Annotated in this window: 17 protein-coding genes; 6 read left to right on the top strand and 11 right to left on the bottom strand. The window is 44.1% G+C overall.

Annotated features, from left to right (window positions below):
• Nucleotides 1-5: 5 nt before the first annotated feature.
• The 5 genes from L0U88_RS06660 to L0U88_RS06640 form a co-directional block, all read right to left on the bottom strand.
• The gene (locus L0U88_RS06660) at nucleotides 6-2,528 is read right to left on the bottom strand and encodes a PAS domain S-box protein (protein ID WP_234864861.1); all 2,523 of its coding nucleotides are present in this window, start codon (nucleotides 2,526-2,528) and stop codon (nucleotides 6-8) included.
• A 130-nt stretch (nucleotides 2,529-2,658) separates the two neighbouring features.
• Nucleotides 2,659-3,714 (bottom strand): LacI family DNA-binding transcriptional regulator, encoded by a 1,056-nt coding sequence (locus L0U88_RS06655; protein WP_234864859.1) that lies wholly within the window; start codon nucleotides 3,712-3,714, stop codon nucleotides 2,659-2,661.
• Nucleotides 3,715-3,731: 17 nt separating this feature from the next.
• A complete protein-coding gene (locus L0U88_RS06650; RefSeq protein WP_234864857.1) occupies nucleotides 3,732-5,099 on the bottom strand; it encodes an NAD-dependent succinate-semialdehyde dehydrogenase in 1,368 nt (455 codons plus the stop codon).
• A 34-nt stretch (nucleotides 5,100-5,133) separates the two neighbouring features.
• Nucleotides 5,134-5,529 carry a nuclear transport factor 2 family protein gene (locus tag L0U88_RS06645; protein WP_234864855.1) on the bottom strand — a complete coding sequence of 132 codons (396 nt, stop codon included), beginning with the start codon at nucleotides 5,527-5,529 and terminating at the stop codon, nucleotides 5,134-5,136.
• Entirely contained in the window at nucleotides 5,516-5,953 is a 438-nt protein-coding gene (locus tag L0U88_RS06640; protein ID WP_234864853.1) for a DoxX family protein, read from the bottom strand. Before L0U88_RS06640 ends, L0U88_RS06645 begins: the two co-directional genes overlap by 14 nt.
• Before the next feature lie 143 nt (nucleotides 5,954-6,096).
• On the opposite strand from L0U88_RS06640, the gene L0U88_RS06635 reads away from it, so the two are divergent.
• Complete coding sequence (locus L0U88_RS06635; RefSeq protein WP_234864851.1) at nucleotides 6,097-6,726, top strand: hypothetical protein; 630 nt, start codon at nucleotides 6,097-6,099, stop codon at nucleotides 6,724-6,726.
• Here L0U88_RS06635 and L0U88_RS06630 read toward each other — a convergent pair.
• Complete coding sequence (locus L0U88_RS06630; protein ID WP_234864849.1) at nucleotides 6,710-7,321, bottom strand: Crp/Fnr family transcriptional regulator; 612 nt, start codon at nucleotides 7,319-7,321, stop codon at nucleotides 6,710-6,712. The two genes, L0U88_RS06635 and L0U88_RS06630, sit on opposite strands and share 17 nt — an antisense overlap.
• Before the next feature lie 46 nt (nucleotides 7,322-7,367).
• Here L0U88_RS06630 and L0U88_RS06625 point away from each other — a divergent pair, with 46 nt between their 5' ends.
• Nucleotides 7,368-8,045 (top strand): VOC family protein, encoded by a 678-nt coding sequence (locus L0U88_RS06625; protein ID WP_234864847.1) that lies wholly within the window; start codon nucleotides 7,368-7,370, stop codon nucleotides 8,043-8,045.
• Nucleotides 8,046-8,192: 147 nt separating this feature from the next.
• Here L0U88_RS06625 and L0U88_RS06620 read toward each other — a convergent pair whose 3' ends face one another.
• The gene (locus tag L0U88_RS06620) at nucleotides 8,193-8,771 is read right to left on the bottom strand and encodes a hypothetical protein (protein WP_234864845.1); all 579 of its coding nucleotides are present in this window, start codon (nucleotides 8,769-8,771) and stop codon (nucleotides 8,193-8,195) included.
• A 167-nt stretch (nucleotides 8,772-8,938) separates the two neighbouring features.
• Complete coding sequence (locus tag L0U88_RS06615) at nucleotides 8,939-9,325, bottom strand: sugar O-acetyltransferase (protein ID WP_234864843.1); 387 nt, start codon at nucleotides 9,323-9,325, stop codon at nucleotides 8,939-8,941.
• Between the two features lie 59 nt (nucleotides 9,326-9,384).
• Here L0U88_RS06615 and L0U88_RS06610 point away from each other — a divergent pair, with 59 nt between their 5' ends.
• Both L0U88_RS06610 and L0U88_RS06605 read left to right on the top strand, forming a co-directional pair.
• A complete protein-coding gene (locus tag L0U88_RS06610; protein WP_234864840.1) occupies nucleotides 9,385-9,897 on the top strand; it encodes a DUF6933 domain-containing protein in 513 nt (170 codons plus the stop codon).
• Nucleotides 9,898-9,958: 61 nt separating this feature from the next.
• Nucleotides 9,959-11,059 carry a Fic family protein gene (locus tag L0U88_RS06605; RefSeq protein ID WP_234864838.1) on the top strand — a complete coding sequence of 367 codons (1,101 nt, stop codon included), beginning with the start codon at nucleotides 9,959-9,961 and terminating at the stop codon, nucleotides 11,057-11,059.
• A 16-nt stretch (nucleotides 11,060-11,075) separates the two neighbouring features.
• Here the strand turns inward: L0U88_RS06605 and L0U88_RS06600 are convergent, their stop codons facing one another.
• Nucleotides 11,076-12,587, bottom strand: coding sequence for a serine hydrolase domain-containing protein (locus L0U88_RS06600; RefSeq protein WP_234864826.1), 1,512 nt, complete (start codon nucleotides 12,585-12,587; stop codon nucleotides 11,076-11,078).
• 188 nt (nucleotides 12,588-12,775) lie between these two features.
• On the opposite strand from L0U88_RS06600, the gene L0U88_RS06595 reads away from it, so the two are divergent.
• Together L0U88_RS06595 and L0U88_RS06590 are read left to right on the top strand one after the other, a co-directional pair.
• The gene (locus L0U88_RS06595; RefSeq protein ID WP_234864825.1) at nucleotides 12,776-13,831 is read left to right on the top strand and encodes a sensor histidine kinase; all 1,056 of its coding nucleotides are present in this window, start codon (nucleotides 12,776-12,778) and stop codon (nucleotides 13,829-13,831) included.
• Nucleotides 13,828-14,514, top strand: a complete 687-nt coding sequence (locus L0U88_RS06590; RefSeq protein ID WP_234864824.1) for a LytR/AlgR family response regulator transcription factor — start codon at nucleotides 13,828-13,830, stop codon at nucleotides 14,512-14,514. The genes L0U88_RS06595 and L0U88_RS06590 overlap by 4 nt, the downstream gene beginning before the upstream one ends.
• A 47-nt stretch (nucleotides 14,515-14,561) precedes the next feature.
• On the opposite strand, the gene L0U88_RS06585 is transcribed toward L0U88_RS06590, so the two are convergent.
• A complete protein-coding gene (locus L0U88_RS06585; protein WP_234864823.1) occupies nucleotides 14,562-15,653 on the bottom strand; it encodes a HigA family addiction module antitoxin in 1,092 nt (363 codons plus the stop codon).
• Between the two features lie 2 nt (nucleotides 15,654-15,655).
• Nucleotides 15,656-15,997: a type II toxin-antitoxin system RelE/ParE family toxin gene (locus tag L0U88_RS06580; RefSeq protein WP_234864822.1), complete on the bottom strand. Its 342-nt coding sequence runs from the start codon at nucleotides 15,995-15,997 to the stop codon at nucleotides 15,656-15,658.
• Between the last annotated feature and the right edge of the window lie 8 nt (nucleotides 15,998-16,005).

The raw sequence follows: 16,005 nt of genomic DNA, 5'->3' as shown, positions 1-16,005 counted from the left end.
TTTGTTTATACCGATTTACTTATCGTAAAATGAAAACAACTGCCCTCTCCTTCTTTTGATTCTACCCATATTCTGCCACCATGAATGGTAACAATTTTTTTACAGGTAGCAAGCCCCATTCCGGTTCCGCCGTATTTGTCCTTTGAATGCAATCGACTGAATACCTGGAAAATCTTTTCATGGTATTGTGCCGGAATACCGATGCCATTGTCTTCGACGCTGAACAACCAGCAATCTGCCAATTCTTTTCCTGTGATATGAATAACAGGCGCATTATCCGGTTCCTGGTATTTGATGCCATTCATGATCAGATTCTGGAACAATAATTTGATGGCTGTTTGTTGTCCCCTGAAATTGGGCAGATTAGACCAGCTGATTTTAACTCCTTTCTCCGTAATTAAAGAGTCATTTAAGGAGAGAATATCCAGCAGCATGGGTTCCGGATCAATGGAGTCAAAGGGTACCTGTTCACTTCCCACTTTTGCGTAATCCAGCAAATCATTAATCAGTTGGCTCATTCGCTGCGAACCATTAATGGCAAAATCAACATATTTGAGTGCCGTGCTATCCAATTGCGAAGAATGCTTTGCCTTTAGCAAACTCATAAAATTACCCACCATGCGTAAGGGCTCTTTCAAATCATGTGCTGCGATGGATGCAAACTGTTCCAACTCTTCATTCTTCTGTTCCAGTAGATGGCGGGCCTGCACAATTTCATCAATAGGGCGCCCCTCGGGAATAATAGCCACCACTTTACCGCTTGCATCAAAAAGTGGTTTCAGGCTAAACAGGATCGTACTGATTTGCTTATTAAGGCCAAGCACTTCCACTTCGTATACCACCGTTTCTCCTGCTGCAGCCCTGGTGATGGCATGCTGCAGGTCAATTTTTGTCTGCTCATCCTTCTGCCACCAGTAGCAATCCCAGAACTTCTTTCCCTTTACATCATTAACAGTGATTCCGGCAAAATCAAGTGCGGTCTGATTGGCTTCCATGAGTTCGCCATCCAGTTTCAGGAATCCAATAAATTGAAAGGTGGAATTGAAAATACCGCGGATCTTGGCTTCATTTTCGGCGAGTTGAAGTTCCAGTTGCTTGGATTGGGAGATATCCAGGTGAGTACCAGACATCCAGAGCGGTTTTCCATCTGCTGTCCAGCTCATCACTTTTCCTCTATCCAACACCCATACATAGTGTCCGTCTTTATGTTTCATTCTGCCCTCGCACTCATAAAAATCCACCTCCCGATTGAAGCAGGCCTTTAATCTTCTATCTGATTCAGCCAGGTCATCCGGGTGCACATATTTTGACCAGGTATCAATATTGATGGGCTGTAATTCTTCCAGTGTATAACCAATGAGCTCTGCCCACACTTCATTAAAGCGAGTCTCGCCAGTTTTAACATTCCACTCCCAGGTACCCGCATGTGTTCCTTCGAGAATATTGGAAATGCGATCCTTTTGCTGAACCAGTTCTGTTTGTACTTTTTTCCACTCGGTGATGTTTTCAATCTGGGCAATAAAATACAAAGGCTTGCCTTCTGCATCCTTTACTTTTGATCCACTCAAATTGATCCAGATAATGCTGCCGTCTTTATGGAAATAACGCTTTTCCATAGAATAGGAATCAATTTCCCCGGATAACATCTGCTTCACATATTCCAGATCCGTATCCAAATCATCCGGATGGGTGATTTCCTGGAAGGTCATTCCTTTAAGTTCCTCCGCAGTATACCCCAATAGTTTACACAAGCTACTGTTGACTCTTGTAAATTTTCCATCCAGGCTTACCAGTGCCATACCAATAGAAGCATATTCAAAGGCGGAACTGAACTCCTGCTGGCTGGCACGCACTGCTTTATTGATCTTTAGTGTGGCTTCATGCTCTTGTTGGAGGCTATCCTGTTTTCGGATGGCAAAGAAAGACAGGCTAAGTAAACCCACAGCCAACAATAACAGGAGGATAAAGCTCCTGTTATTCTCACTGATCAACTCCTCGAAACGTTTGGATAGTTCCTTATTTCTATCCGTTAACATAGTTTGAATGGTGCCAAATTGTGCCTCCCATTGCTCAGCCAGATGTTTGTTGGCCTGGTAATTTTCAGCAAGTTTTTTTTGCGCTGCCTCCGGAGACAAGTTGGCAATTGCATTCAATTGCTGATCCCAATCTTCAAATCGCTTTTTGGTTACCTGCAGGAGCTCATTCACCCTGCCAAGCAGCGTGTCTTCCTGAAATTGATCTTCAATTTGGCCGATTAAAGTAAAAGATTCTTTTTTTATCTCCTGGTAAGAAGACAGCATGTAATCTGCCTGATTGATCTGGAAACCGCGCTTATCTCTTAACGCTTTTAACTGGAGCATATCCAGTTCCAGCAGCGCCCTGGACTTTTGTTCATTGGCAACCAACTGCCGGCTAATAGCCGGTTGGTTTTGCCGGTTCTTGAAATAGATATTGGCTCCCAAAGCGATCAGGATGATGGAGCCTACTAACAGCAGGTACCCTTTATGGAAAACAAAACCAGGTTTCATATAAACTAATCCGGAGCCAACTCTTTAACGAGTTTGTCGAATTTATATTTTTCCCGGTACTTTCTACTGAAAATGTTTTTTTCTGGCTTCCCTCCTCCCGTCTCCCGTCTCCCGCCTCCATTCTCCTTTCTCACTTCTCACGTCTGACGTCTGACGTTTTCCTCATCGACGACGCCCGAACAATAAGTTCTGCCCGCAAAGAAATCGCATCCGTCATAAAAATATCAATCACCCCCTTCAGGTGATTGATCAGGTTCTTGGCAGCTGTTTGCCCGATATTATAACCGGAATAATCCACCGTCGTCAGATTTGGTTCAATCACCAGGCTGATCGGATCATTATTAAAGCCCGCAAATGCGATCTGTTCCGGAATTTTTATGCCGGCTGCTTTTAACCGCAGCATGCAGAAAACCGCGGCAGTATCATTGGCTGAGAATACCGCATCGGGACGTTTATCCGGAGGCAAAGAAAGAATCCATTCAGCAGCCTGGGTGCCCGCTTCACTGGAGAGATTACTCACCTGGTGGAATTTCGCCGGCAGGGGCAGATCGTGCTCCTTCAGCGCATCTTTAAACCCTCTCAGGCGATCACTGTACACATTGCGCAACAGGTTGCCGCCGAGGTGCATAATCCGGGTGCAGCCCTGCTCTATCAGGTGTTTGGTAACATTATAGGCCGCAGTATAATTATCAATTACAACAGAAATACTATCCGGGTGATTGGCCACCCGGTCAAAAAATACAACCGGAATCCGTCTGTTGAAAAAAGGTTCGAAATGTTCCAGGCTCTCGGTGTTGGCAGCCAGTGAAACCAGGAGTCCGTCTACCCGGTTATTGAACATGTTCTGCGCATTCAGCTTCTCCTTCTCCACCTCTTCAAGCGATTGGGAAATGATCAGGCGATAGCCTTCCTTACTGGCTACATCCTCCATGCCGGCAAGCGCAGCAGATACAAAATGACTGTTCAACCGGGGAGTAAGCACCCCCAATGTCAGACTCTGTTTACTGCGCAGGTTACTGGCAAAAGTATTGGAGCGATAACCCAGCGCCTTGGCAGCATCCTGGATTTTTTTCCGGGTATTCTTATTAATCAGCGAACTGCCTTTCAAACCCCGACTAACTGTAGCCGCGGAGAGATTCAGGTGTTTGGCAATATCGTAAATCGTGACTTCTTTATCTTCTGCCATGGTAATTAGTGCTAAAATTACTTAATAGAGATCGTTTTGATATTCACGAATTCATGAATGCCAAACATACCGAGTTCTCTTCCAAAACCTGAAGTTTTAATCCCGCCAAAAGGAAGCCGGGAATCAGACTGCACCAGCTGGTTCACAAAACTGGAGCCGGATTGCAATTCATTTCGGGCGATGCGCTCTCCTTTTTCAAGATCCCTGGTGAAAATGGCGGAACCTAAACCAAACTCGGTATCATTGGCGATTGCAATGGCCTCGGCTTCATCACTTGCCCTGATGATGGCAGCAACCGGACCAAACAATTCCTCCTCATACGCCGGCATACCGGGCCGCACATTGGTAAGCAGGGTTGGCGGATAGAAAGCATGCTTGCCAGGAGGGATTTCACCACCCAATAAACAAACAGCGCCCTTTGCAATGGATTGCTGCACCTGCTCATGCAGCTCCTCTCTGAGATCCGCACGGGCCTGCGGACCAATATCAGTTGTTTCGTCCAAGGGGTCACCCATATTTTTGGCTTTCATTTTTTGAAGCATCAACCCGGTGAATGCTTCCACGATGGGCGCCTCCACAATAAATCGTTTGGCGGCAATGCAGGACTGCCCGCTGTTAATAAGGCGACTGTTTACACAGGCTTCAGCAGCTGCTTCGAGGTCGGCATCTGCAAGAATGGTATAGGGATCACTGCCTCCCAATTCAAGTACTACTTTCTTGAGCAAAGAGCCCGCTTTTTGCGCCACCTCCTTACCTGCCGGCGAACTGCCGGTTAGGGTAGCAGCCATCACGTAGGGATGTTCCAGCACGGCATTTACCTGTTTGCTGCTGATGAGCAGGGTTTGAAAGATAAACTGTGGAAAACCGGCTTCCAATACCATTTCTTCAATCGCAATAGCACAGCCCGGCACATTGGAGGCATGTTTGAGCAGGGCCGCATTGCCTGCAGCCAGGGCTGGTGCCAAAAAACGGATCACCTGCCAGAGCGGGAAGTTCCAGGGCATGATGGCAAATACAATACCAAGGGGCTGAAAACTCACATAGGATTTGCTGGCTTCCGTAGGGATCAACTGATCTTGTAAATGCGCGCCTGCATGTTCCGCATAGTACTCACTACAACGCGCGCATTTTTCTACTTCTGCCAATCCCTGTTTGACAGGCTTTCCCATTTCCAACGCCATCAATGCTGCCAACTGCTGTTTTCGGTTGCGCAGTACCGTTGCCAGTTGCCGAAGCTTTGCAGTGCGGGTAGACATAGATGTTAGTCGCCATGCTTTCCAGGCTTCCTGCGTTTGTGCTATTTTCTCCTGCACCTGCTGCGGACTATGCTCTGTGTAGGATTGAATCGGCTGACCCGTTGCAGGATTGATGGAAGTAATCGGCATGGCGACAAAGTTTAGTCTTTCAAATATAAGCTGCTCAGCCCGGCTGTGTGGCAGCATAGATTTCAAAGGTATCCGTATACTGTTTAAAAGCTGCAACCTGTGCATCTGCCAATTGGTAATGATGAAGGAAATCAGCCTTCATATACTTACCTGTTTTGCGATAGGTGCCTTCATAGTAGCCGGTCACCAATACTGAATCACCTGCTTCTATAAATTCCTCCACCACCGCCTTCCAGCCCTCCCAATTGGTATCAAAACCTGCCAGCACAAGGGAGATGACTTGTTCTCTTCCGGTATGGATACCCCCATTGGGGAAGCCCTTCATTTGTTCCCACCGGATATCTTCTTTAAGCAGCAGGCGAAGCTGATCAAACTCTTTTTGCTTAAAGAACTGGTATAAACGCTGAATAATTTCCTTATTGGAATGCATGTTGTTGTTTTTTTGGAAGGATGGCATCCACCGACCACTGGCCTGCACCTTCGAGCAGCAAAGCAACAGAAATTCCGATTACCAAAATATGATATTCAAATCCCTCTCCTGCCTGGGTACCATACCAGTTCATGAAGAAGCCGTGGTTCCAGTGACTGGTAACAATCATGCCAATAAAGAGACCAATCATACCGAGAGAAATAAAGCGGGTAGCAGCACCTGCCAGAATAGCCAGACTGCCGGCAAACTGAAGCAAAATCACAGCAAAGCCAACCAGCCGAGGAAGTCCTTCCGTTTGCGTGAAGTACTGCATGGTACCGGAAAAACCATAACCGCCAAACCAGCCGAATACCATCTGACAACCGTGCGGCAAAACAACCACGGCAAACGTGATTCTAAGTAATAAAAGAGATAACTGTTTCATGTTTTTAATTTTTGAAACACAAAACTGAATGGATTCAAAAGGCAAAAACATGAACTGGTTCAAGTTGTTGCCGGGAAGAACTTGAACCAGTTCATTTTTCAGCGCGCACAGGTGCATCATTTTTGGATCCTCAAATCATGACCATGATAAAAATTTCACTTGCGCTGTTATTGCTTTCAGTAGCTGCTTACGCGCAAACCGGCAATGTAGAACTGATGCCGGGCAACCGATACTTCCATCAAATGCATTCAGTAGAATTTCCCTTGAATGCATCCCGCAAATTCAGTTGGCAGCAACTGGGAACCATTATAAAATACTATGATAAGGGATCCGGAAAGAACCTGCCAAAAGATGAACTGATGAACCAAAGTTATCTAGTATATAATTTATCAGAGAAAGTTGCTCTGAAATCCGGTTTGTTTTATACCAATGTAGGCGGGTATCATCCATCGGTAGCTTTGCAATTCAAATGGAAACTGAAAAAGGGGATACTGCTTTTATCACCGAGAGCCAATCTTTCCCGGGTACAGGCCTATGAACTGTTCAGCCTGGTGGAATATAAAATTGGGGCTGATAAAAAAATGCCGGTTGTAGTGCGATACCAGGGCATGAGCAGCGTGGGACTAAAAGGACACAATCGCAGTTACCAGGCATTTCGCATAGGCATGCAGGTGAAAAAAAACCAGCTGGGTGCAGGTATTACACTGGATGAATTCGGAAAAGACAAGCGCGTTTACAGCAATTTCGGCTTGTACTTCAGGAGGGTTTGGTAGCGCGTTTTTGTTGCTTATCGGATTCATACACCCGTTTTTTGATCTTGCTGAGTAATTCGGCCGACATTCCCAGGTAGGATGCAACATGTTTCTGAAAAATCTGCTCATTCAACTCAGGATAGAGTTGCCGGAATTGAAGGTAACGCTGTTCAGCATCCATGCTCAGGTTTTGCAGCATGCGGTTTTGGAAAGCTGCATACGCACGTTGAACCAGCAGGCGATAGAAGCGTTCAAAAACAGGCAGTTCCTCAAACAACCGATGCACTGCCTCATAGGAGAAAGACCGGAGTTCCGTAGACTCCAGTGCCTGCACATGCAGCAAGCCGGGTTGCTGGTTGGTGAAGCTGGCAAAATCACTGGCCCACCAGCCCCTGACACCAAGCTGGATCACGCTCTCCTGGCCATCGCGGTCGATATGAAACACGCGCAGGCTGCCGGACTCTATGAAATTGGTAAAACGGTTGATTTCGCCATCGCGACTAATAAACTCATCCTTTTTAAAGGAGCGATGCTGTGTGGCAGCTTCAATGCGCAGCCACTGGTCGTCGGAAACCGGAACCAGGGATCGAATGGATTGAAGCAGGAGCGCTGACATAACTATGAAATTACACAATGCAGTTAACTTTATTAAAACAGAAACAATGATAACATTAATAGAATTAGTGAGTCCGGATTTGAAGCAAACCATTGGATTTTATGCCGATCTCTTAGGATTGGAAATGCTGGAAGCGGGCCCTGGTAAAGCAGCCTTTCAGTTGGGTGAAACCCGGCTGGAATTTTTGGAGGATTCAACCATTGAGCCGGTATATCATATGGCCTTTGATATTCCAAAAAACAAATTGCAGGAAGCATTGGACTGGTTTGCTGCTCGCCTGGAAGTATTGCCCTTGCCGGATGGTGGAAGGATCATGAATTTTGCCAACTGGAATGCGGAGTCTTTTTATTTTTTTGATACCACCGGGAATTTGCTGGAATGTATTGTGCGGCACGACAGGAATGAAGAAGCAAGTGATCCATTTGATGCACAACAATTGTTGCGCGTAAGTGAATTGGGCATCGTAACAGCGCATGTGCCAACCCTGGTGGAAAAACTAGAAACCGAACATGGAATGCTACCCTTTGTCAAGCAACCGGTGCTGGAGAATTTCGCAGCCATTGGAGATGAGACGGGCCTGCTGATTCTCTCGCAGGAAGGCCGGAATTGGTTTCCGACACAGCTGCCCGCGAAATCCTTTTATTGGAAGCTCCAGTTGTCTGTACGAAAAGAAGAAGCAGATAATCCTACGGTATTAAAGAGACTGGCTTCTGCCCAACTGTGAAATCCATAGCGAACACTTACAGGATTAGGGATGCTATCATTCCAGATGCGATTCATTGAGCAGGGAGACAATTCGTTCAGATTGCCATGAGCCAAATTCAGGAGTTTATGAGCCAATTATTGGGTTCTATGAGCCAATTCCGGGGATTTATGAGCCAATTATTGCAGCTGATGAGCCAATTAATGCATAGGTAGAACCGGCGCCTTTGGAGTGAATTGTAAGTATTCCCTGTTGCACCAGGTCTTGCAAATCACGGGTAGCGGTAGCTTTCGAAACCTGGTTGATTTGCTGATAGATGGAGTTGGTCAGGGAGCCCGTTTCAATCAGCTGTTGCAACGCAATGTATTGCCGTTCCGTCAGGTTGTAGGTCTGCTGATACCGACGAAGCAGTTCTTTCGTTTTCCTCTTTGATTTTTTCGAGCTGTTCTTATCAATGAAATCCTGTAATGCAAGGTGGTAAATGCTTTTGGGGCGTAGCTCTTTACGATCTCTTTGCTTTTGCTGATACTCCCTTAGTTTGTCAGCATCCATCAAAACAGCCTGGGCATATTTAACAGCCTGCCCAAAAACGGACTGACATTTTTTTTGGTTTTCGTTGAATTGAACCCGGGACATATCGGGGTACTTACAGGCGAAGGTCTTGCCACCGATGGTTTTCAACACTACATCTTTACCGATAGCTCCCTGGCTTCCGTTCAGGAGGTGGTTTTTAGGAAGATGTGCCATTGTATGAGTTTTTTCTAATATAAGAAAAATATTTGATCCTCCCTAATCCTCCGCCATCCTTCGTTATCCTACGTCTTTGAACCAGCCCAGCTATAGCCCAAGACCGTCCCAGGAGCGTTCGGGGACCATCCTACACTATACCAGGACCAGACTTAATCGAAGGATTACTAGATAGATTTAATCACCTTAGCCGGAATTCCTGCCACCACGACATTATCAGGAACATCTTTTTTGACCACCGCACCAGCGGCTACGATGGAGTTTTCACCAATTGTTACTCCTGGTAAAATGGTGGCATTGGCTCCGATCCAGACGTTTTTGCGGATATGTATTTTCCCGGGTACCAGGGAATGCCGCTCTGCAGGAGAAACCGGGTGCCCTTCCGAAAGCAGACTAACTCTTGGAGCGAGCATCACGTTGTCTTCAATGGTAATTCCACCCAGGTCCAGGAAAACGCAATCAAAATTGATAAATACATTTTTACCAATTTGGGTATTGCGGCCATAATTGATGTACAAGGGAGTAAACACTGCAACTGAAGGATCCAGTTCCAACCCTGTAATCTGACTAAGGAGTTTTCCAGTAAATTACGCTGGATTTTTGACTACTACCTATGTTCCATTTTCACGCAACACAAAAGCTATTAAACACCAGCCGCATAAAACCCGTGCTGCATATCAGCCAGGCAGCTCCGGATCAACGTATGCATAATTGGTATGTTGTTATGTGCGGAAGTGGCTTCTCGGGTAAAATGCTCTTGTTATATGTTCATGAACCCTCCTTGTTAACGGTGGTCGTAAAGGGAAAAACGATTGCTACAACAATAGCTGCTTTTCGTCACCAATTAGAGCAGCTATTACACCGCCATAATTTTCCATCGAATTTTATAGAAACCGAAATGAGCCATGGCTCAGATTATGTCATCAGTAAAACTAGCAATAAATCAATGCTGGCCCATATCAACCAGATGGTCTATCAGGTAACCAGCTATAATTATCGGTATTTTAGTTATGATGATATTGACACTACGAAGTATGAAGATATATTTATGGGTTGGCTACATACGAGCAAGGGGCATAAAGGTTATCAAACACCACTGGAATATTGGATGAAAGAGCCAGGATAGAAAATCATTCTATAACTCATGATTTTCTTATTTTTGAGCTATAGAATAATTTTTATAGCTCATGAAGTGGATCTGGGAGAGACCGGAATGGCCAAATTTCAGCTTTGACGCGGCTACATTCATACAATCAGAACGCGAATTTCATCGGAATACGGGTTTGATTGTAGGTTCACTTAATTCTGTGTCATCCCAGGATGCTGATGAATTACAGGTGACCCTTTTGAGCAATGAAGCCATGGATACATCAAAAATTGAAGGGGAGATTTTGGACAGAGATTCTGTTCAATCATCTATCCGCGGACAGCTAGGCATGCCGACAGATGGAAGAAGGTCTGGTCCCAAAGAAACAGGTGTTTCCAGAATGATGGTGGATCTCTACAGAAGTTATAGTGAGCCCCTGAACCAGGAGCGCCTGTTCTCCTGGCATCAAATGTTGATGAATGGAAGGATAGATTTGGAAATTATAGGAGGATACCGGGTTCACGAAGAACCAATGCAGATAGTATCGGGAAGGTTGGATTCGTCTCAGGTTTTCTATGAGGCTCCACCCTCTCATAAGGTGCCAGCAGAGATGGAAAATTATCTTCTTTGGTTCAACCGTGCATTCAGCGAAGGAATGCCTACGTTGATTCATGCTGGCTTGGCACATTTGTTTTTTGAATTAATTCACCCTTTTGAAGACGGAAATGGGAGAATCGGACGCGCTATTGCAGAAAAAGCGTTGGCCATGGGAGCAAGGCATCCTTTAATCACTTCACTGTCCAGTACTTTAGAGCAAAATAAAAAGGCATATTACCAGGCTTTAGAGCGCGCAAATGATTCTTTGGAGGTGACAGATTGGTTGGTTTATTTTTCCGGAGAAGTATTGAAGGCCCAAATTAATGTCCGGAAAATGATTCAGTTTATTGTGGATAAGGCGCGTTACTTGGAGGACTTCAGGAACAAATTAAATGAGCGGCAGACCAAAGTGGCACTGCGGTTGTTTCGGGAAGGTCCGGAGGGTTTTAAAGGTGGACTAAGTGCAGAGAACTATATACGCATTAGCAAAACTTCCCCCGCTACAGCAACCAGAGATCTTTCGGAAATGGTGGCTCTTGGAGCCCTGAAAAAAACCGGAAAACTTAGACATACACGCTACTATCTCCCAATGGTGGAAATCTGAATGACTATTTACTGGGTCAAAGAGCTAGGTCTTTAAGGATATCCGTAATTCTGCGAATAGGAATATCCCTGTTGTTGCATAAGAGGATCACTGTCAGATCATCTTCCTTATAGTAATGATAGTTTGAAATATAGCCATTCATGGTTCCACCATGCCGAATTAAGGTACCGGTATTAATATACCCGGATGAACGCTTATAAGGCTGGATTCTGAAACCATATCCATAGTAACCCCAGTCTTCCTTTCCGCCATCAAAGAGTAACCTCCTGCTTTCTTTGCTAACCAGTGATCCTTTATGCAATGCTTGTCCCCATTTGAAGAGATCAGCTGCTGTTGAATAAATATCTCCGGTACCCAGCGCATAGGAAGTAACATTCTGAATGGGTCTGAAAATTCCATTCATGGTACGATAACCGACTGCCTTATTCGTGGGGATATTGGAAAGTCGTTCAATTCCTGTAGCCTGCAAGCCCAATGGTGCAAAGACTTTTTGCTGCATGTAATCGGAATAGGACAATCCGGTTACTCTTTCAATAAGGATGCCCAACAAATTATAATTCAGGTTGGAATAGGCGAATTTTTTACCGGGTTCAAATGCCCTGCGCGCCTTATTGATGATGTCAATCAGCTCTGGTGAGCTAATATCCATCACCTCAATTTCAGTGCAATCTTCAATGAATTGATTGAGTCCGGATTGCTGCTTTAACAGGTGATGCACGGTAACGCCATCAGCTATACTGCTCGAAAGTTCAGGAATGTATTTCTTTATGGGTGCGGATAAATCAATCTTTCCCTGCTCCACTAATTGCATGATGGCAACCGCCACCACCGATTTGGTAAGAGAGCCTATCAAAAATTGTGTTCCCAACTTGTTAGATGAGCCGGTAGACCAATCAAATTTTCCATAGGCCTGGTGATGTAAGAGGCTGTCTCCTTTTGCTACCAGCACCACACCCTGAAAACGACCAGTATCCGCCTGGGTTTTCAAATAGGCTTCCATTTTGGGATGAAGTATTGGCTTATCGTAATGCACTCCCTCTTTTTGAGGTACTATTGCCTCCAGCTCAACCGAAAAAATCACACTGGCGATCTTCCATACACCATTTTCTTTAACAAGCGCCCAGCTTTCTTTACCCCAATTCCCTTTAACTCCATTACTCCAAAAACTGTAATCAAAGGTTACCGAACCAATACTTCCGTCTTCGGCTATAACCGGGTTTAGAAAATGTTCTTCCTTTATACCACCCTGCATTACCCGTCTAAACCAGGATTTATGATCAGATTCAGCCAGTTCCTTTTCATTTGGATTTTGTTTCCTCCTCGCTTCTAAGGTAGTGGGCTTCCAGACCCGAACCCAGGTAACCGGACTATTAATAAACAAGGAATACATGGTAAGGCTGTCTTTATCCTTAAGGGCCTTCATAAAGGTCTGCAGCAGCTCCTGAATTTGTTGCTTGTCGGACTGTGCATCCGCTTTATTAGAAAGAAGCAGCAGAAATGCAAAGCTCAAAATAATTGTACGTTTCATTTTTTTCGTGCAATATATTTTGTCAGGAATCCGCAATACGGACTATTCGGCGTACCAATGAATAGCACAGACAAACAGACGATTTTATAGTTTGTATCCGGAAAAGGCTTGTTTGAACCAGGAATGAACTTGTTTGTATGTTGGTGGCCATCCGCTACTGCATTTTGTATATTTTTAAATAAAACGCAATGGTATCGGGAAACAGCCATAAATGGATATTACATGTCCTGTTCTGGATCACGATCTATTTCATCTATATAGCGCAGCGCATCTTTATGGTGGAGGAAGACGGAATAGCTCAGTCCATTTCACCTGATCTACTGCTGAAACTATTCGTTCACTTACTGGCTGTTGGCCTAACCAGTTATGTAATCTGTTTAAAAGTCCTGCCCTTATTACTGGAAAAAAAGAACTGGCTGACCGGATCTCTTTATTTGCTGGTATCGGTATACCTGATTGGGGTGATCAACCGAATAGCGGTCATCTACCTGCTGGAACCTTTGCTGGGTATTCACAAAGAAAAGGAATCACTATTTGAAATTGCTACCGACATCCCGGTATTGATCCAGCATTATATCATTGGGAATATAGCAGATGCCTTACCCTTTATCATATTCTACCTGATACTGGATCGACAAATGGTATTGCGTAAACAGGTTGAAACCGAACAACAGAAAAAAGAGGCAGAACTGATTGCATTAAAATCTCAGTTGAATCCACACTTCCTGTTCAACACGCTGAATAATATTTACTCGCTGTCCTTACAGCAATCTCCACTGGCAGCAGTATGCATTGAAAAGCTATCCTTTATTTTGGATTATGTGTTATACAGGTGCACGGACAAATATGTATCACTGCAAAAAGAAATTGAATTAATAGGAAACTATATGGAGCTGGGTGAAATACGATATGGCAACCGATTGAAACCTTACTTTACCCATAGTACAGACAATTCCTATACGATAGCACCCCTCCTATTATTGACCATTGTGGAAAATATGCTGAAACACAGTGCAGGCGGCGTAAACGGACAGATCCATTTTTTGGTAGACATTAAAGCAGCAAACAATCGCCTGGAACTAGTAGCAGAAAATTCTTTTGATAAAAGCTCACCGGAAGGCCAGGGAATTGGGTTAACAAATTTACAAAAGCAACTGGACTTGCTGTATCCTGGTCGATATACATTTGACATGAAGGCAGACAATGGTATCTTTAGTACAAATCTATCGATTGATTTAACATGAAAGCAAGCTGTTTACTGGTAGACGATGAGCCACTGGCTATCCAGTTGCTGCAAAAACATGTGCAGGAATTTGATACCCTTCAATTGGCAGGCAGCTGTACCAATGCGGTAGAAGCGATGGCCTTCCTGCAACAATATTCGGTTGATTTGCTCTTCCTGGATATACAAATGCCTAAACTAACGGGACTCGAAATGCTAAAGGCAATGAAAAATCCACCTGCGGTAATAATAACCACTGCCTATCGTGAATATGCAATGGAAGGTTACGATTTAGACGTGATCGATTATTTATTAAAGCCAATTACATTTATTCGCTTTTCCCAGGCAATAGATAAGTATTTCAGATTGCAGAGAAAAAGAGAAAGTATACTACAGGATCCAACCAAAGAGAAAACGGTATCCATAAAATCCGGCGCTAAGACCTATCAACTGGCAGAAAGTGAAATCTTATATGTTGAAAGCATCCGCGACTATGTTAAACTACACAAAGTGGATGGCAGCAACCTGCTCCTGAAATATAAAATTAGTCAGTTGGACCAGGAACTGTCCGACAGCTTTATACGCGTGCACAAATCATTCCTCGTAAATAAAAACAAGATAAGCTCCTATACTGCAGCTGAAATTGAAATCGGCGCTGCGGTTATTCCAATTGGAGCACAATATAAGGAGCAGTTTAGGGGATAGGGAAAATGAAGAAAATTTAAAACAATGAGTTTGTAGTTGAAAGTGATCTATTCTACAAAAATAATTGGCTCAATGTATTCCCTTCCAAATGAGTAAGGAATTAATTTCTTATGCTGCAACCTGCCAATAATGATCGCAGGGTGAGTAGTAAACTTTTTTGCAAATTTTCTTATCCCTGCATCGGTCAATGGACAGGCTTCTATTATCTCTTTTTCTTCGTCTTTAGTCAATGTCCATTTAATAGCAAATTCATCTGCTTCCTGTTCTTTCTCCGTATCCTTATCCGAGTACTCAAGATTCTCAAGAAAGATATCTTTTTTACCATGCAGGAGAATATGTCCTGCTTCATGAAAAAACGTGAACCAGAAACTGTCATTTCGTTTATAGCGCCCCGATAGTTGAATTAAGGGAGTATCATTCAACCAACGAGTAGCACCATTAATAGGAGCTTTATTAATGCAGGGAGTATGTACCAATTTTACACCAGCTTGGAGACAGCTGGTTTGTAACTTACTGAAGAAATCTTTCGGATGCCTGGCCATTATCGACTTAATCTTCGAAAGCGCATCTCTGAACTTCTTTTCTGAATAGTCGTTTGCATCCAATTCAGCAGCCTGTAATTCTCCTTTTCGCAGCCATGCAGATATGGAATAGGGTTCTTTTGTTTGAGCTAACGAAATACGAAAAGCTACTTTCAGCTGCTGTTTGAAATAATAATCTTCCCATGCTGCGTGATTGGAGAAACCAAAGAAAGCAAGCATTTCCATTGTTTTTTCCTGAATGGTGGCAGCTGGTGGCAACCACCCACTTTTTATCATGTCGGCTAAAGGAAATTTTTTTGCCCATGCTACTGCTTCATCAATTGTAGCTTTACGTTTTTCTCTGGCGATGTATTCATCGTAGGATCTCTGGTGGTTCATCCAGAAGTTTGCAGGAATCCTTGTTACATTCTCAAACTGCACTGCCATATCTGGAGTAATGGAACTTTCACCTTTCATTACAGCAATGATTGTTTTCTCCGGCTTACCTGTACGAAGGGCAAACTCTTTTGGACCCATTTCCATTTCCTCCAGCTTCTCGGTTAAGGTTTCACCCGGATGTGGTCTTGATTGCGGAAAGTATTGACTTTGGCTGGACATGTTTATTTTTCCTTGTGATAGTTTATAATCTCAATTACTTCTACACCGGAAATTTCTAGCCAGATATACTGACCATCAACGTTTGTTGGTATAGGTTTTTCATGAGGTTTGAAAACCAGCCTATACGGTTGGTCTAAGTCGCAACCCCATTGCCCCTTCCTATCGTTCTTAAGCTCATGGTAGTTTCCGGGCAAGTTCCTGACTTCCTCCAGGTTAGTAGCATCCTCTAATTGGGTAAGCCTCCGCCTGAGAATGGTAGCCCGTTGCTTGCCTAACTCTTTAAGCATTCTCCGGTCATCATTAACAAGTTTCTCTAGCTTCTTATCTGCAAAAGTAATTTTCACCGCAAAAG

Source organism: Flavihumibacter fluminis (assembly GCF_021491375.1).
In the GTDB taxonomy this organism is placed as follows: domain Bacteria; phylum Bacteroidota; class Bacteroidia; order Chitinophagales; family Chitinophagaceae; genus Flavihumibacter; species Flavihumibacter fluminis.
The sequence above is the reverse complement of the archived record's forward strand: the minus strand, read 5'-3'. Positions and strand labels throughout refer to the sequence as shown.

What these genes read in the sequence shown, in the direction of transcription:
- L0U88_RS06640 (WP_234864853.1), bottom strand. Translation starts at nt 5,953, where the DNA reads ATGAAACAGTTATCTCTTTTATTACTTAGAATCACGTTTGCCGTGGTT.
- L0U88_RS06635 (WP_234864851.1), top strand. Translation starts at nt 6,097, where the DNA reads ATGATAAAAATTTCACTTGCGCTGTTATTGCTTTCAGTAGCTGCTTAC.
- L0U88_RS06590 (WP_234864824.1), top strand. Translation starts at nt 13,828, where the DNA reads ATGAAAGCAAGCTGTTTACTGGTAGACGATGAGCCACTGGCTATCCAG.
- L0U88_RS06600 (WP_234864826.1), bottom strand. Translation starts at nt 12,587, where the DNA reads ATGAAACGTACAATTATTTTGAGCTTTGCATTTCTGCTGCTTCTTTCT.
- L0U88_RS06620 (WP_234864845.1), bottom strand. Translation starts at nt 8,771, where the DNA reads ATGGCACATCTTCCTAAAAACCACCTCCTGAACGGAAGCCAGGGAGCT.
- L0U88_RS06595 (WP_234864825.1), top strand. Translation starts at nt 12,776, where the DNA reads ATGGTATCGGGAAACAGCCATAAATGGATATTACATGTCCTGTTCTGG.
- L0U88_RS06630 (WP_234864849.1), bottom strand. Translation starts at nt 7,321, where the DNA reads ATGTCAGCGCTCCTGCTTCAATCCATTCGATCCCTGGTTCCGGTTTCC.
- L0U88_RS06660 (WP_234864861.1), bottom strand. Translation starts at nt 2,528, where the DNA reads ATGAAACCTGGTTTTGTTTTCCATAAAGGGTACCTGCTGTTAGTAGGC.
- L0U88_RS06625 (WP_234864847.1), top strand. Translation starts at nt 7,368, where the DNA reads ATGATAACATTAATAGAATTAGTGAGTCCGGATTTGAAGCAAACCATT.
- L0U88_RS06610 (WP_234864840.1), top strand. Translation starts at nt 9,385, where the DNA reads ATGTTCCATTTTCACGCAACACAAAAGCTATTAAACACCAGCCGCATA.
- L0U88_RS06585 (WP_234864823.1), bottom strand. Translation starts at nt 15,653, where the DNA reads ATGTCCAGCCAAAGTCAATACTTTCCGCAATCAAGACCACATCCGGGT.
- L0U88_RS06650 (WP_234864857.1), bottom strand. Translation starts at nt 5,099, where the DNA reads ATGCCGATTACTTCCATCAATCCTGCAACGGGTCAGCCGATTCAATCC.
- L0U88_RS06605 (WP_234864838.1), top strand. Translation starts at nt 9,959, where the DNA reads ATGAAGTGGATCTGGGAGAGACCGGAATGGCCAAATTTCAGCTTTGAC.
- L0U88_RS06645 (WP_234864855.1), bottom strand. Translation starts at nt 5,529, where the DNA reads ATGCATTCCAATAAGGAAATTATTCAGCGTTTATACCAGTTCTTTAAG.
- L0U88_RS06655 (WP_234864859.1), bottom strand. Translation starts at nt 3,714, where the DNA reads ATGGCAGAAGATAAAGAAGTCACGATTTACGATATTGCCAAACACCTG.